A 1,181-nucleotide genomic window follows, 5' to 3' on the forward strand; every position below is an offset into this window, starting at 1 on the left:
CGACACGGGGGTCGGCCGTGGCGCGGGCGCGCAGATCGTCGCTGAACCCGGCTGCCGAGAAGAACAGCAGCCTGGCCCCCTCCGTGTCGAGATCGCGGGTGGCCGCAATCAGTTCCCGGGCCTGTTCCAGCCGATTCAGGTGCTCGGTGCCAAGCGTCGTCCCCCATTTCGCCTCGCCGAGGGCGACGACGCGGCGACGTCGGCCGTCAGCGGCACCGAGGGCGACGACGTCCAGCTCAAGGGACGCCCGGCCCGCATGGTCATGGATCGTGCCGTGCCCGACATCGCCGAGCAGATCGACGCCGAGCGTCGCCGGGGCGGCGAAGTCAGTCACCCACGTACGGCACATCTGCTCGAAATGCGGGCCCAGAACCTGCGAGGTGAACATCGGGCGCAACGCCGGCCATACCCGCGCCGCCCGGCTCCGCCGTTCGAGCTGCGCGAAGACCGGACGCATCAGGGCGTAGTAGAAGGCGACCAACGGTTCGGCCACCCGCCACACGGGGCGCCGGTCACGCAGAATATCGTCCGCGCGCAGGAGAAAACCGGAATCGGTGAGAACGGTGAGCGGATGCGCGAGGTCGGCGCTGGCCCGACCGACATATGAGGCGATCCCGCCCCGGATGGTGGCGCCACCGGCGACGGCTGCCAGCACCGAACTGTACAGCGCGCTGTCACGCAGGTCCGGCTCTTCGCTGAGCAGATAGCGGGCCTCCCGGAACAGCGGGGACGAGGGATCCAGGACGGCCCGGACGACCCAGTCGTCGAAGCCGTCAACGGTCGCCGGCCGCTCACCCCGCAGGAAGTCACGGTAGGCCGGGGTGCCCCCGACGACCGCGTGCAGCAGTACCGCGAGGCGCGGATCGTCCACGCCCCAGAACTCGCGCGCGAGGCGGAAGTCCAGTGTCGGGACGGCGAGCTCGAGTGCGGCTCGTCCCCGCAGCGGCGCGGAACCCGCCAGCAGGCGGCCCATGACGGAAAGCGCCGAACCACAGAGGACCAGGCGCGTCCGAGAGCCGGTCCGCCGCGGTCGCCGTGGCCCGAAGGCAGCCTGGAGCACCGAGGGAAGGTCGGGTGCGACCTTCATCAGATACGGGAACTCGTCGAGCACAACCGTGGCCGGGCCGGCCTCCCCGAGCCGCAGGAGCGCGTCGACGGCATCGTCCCAACCCGCGAACGCC

At 71.1% G+C, this 1,181-nt stretch carries 1 protein-coding gene; it reads right to left on the minus strand.

Translation table 11 applies throughout. The annotated features are described in order from the left end of the window. On the minus strand, positions 1–1,181 hold a 1,181-nt coding region (locus U9980_RS22920), incomplete at both ends, for an ATP-binding protein (RefSeq protein WP_322769832.1).

The organism is Protofrankia sp. Cr1 (genome assembly GCF_963555865.1).
GTDB lineage: Bacteria > Actinomycetota > Actinomycetes > Frankiales > Frankiaceae > Protofrankia.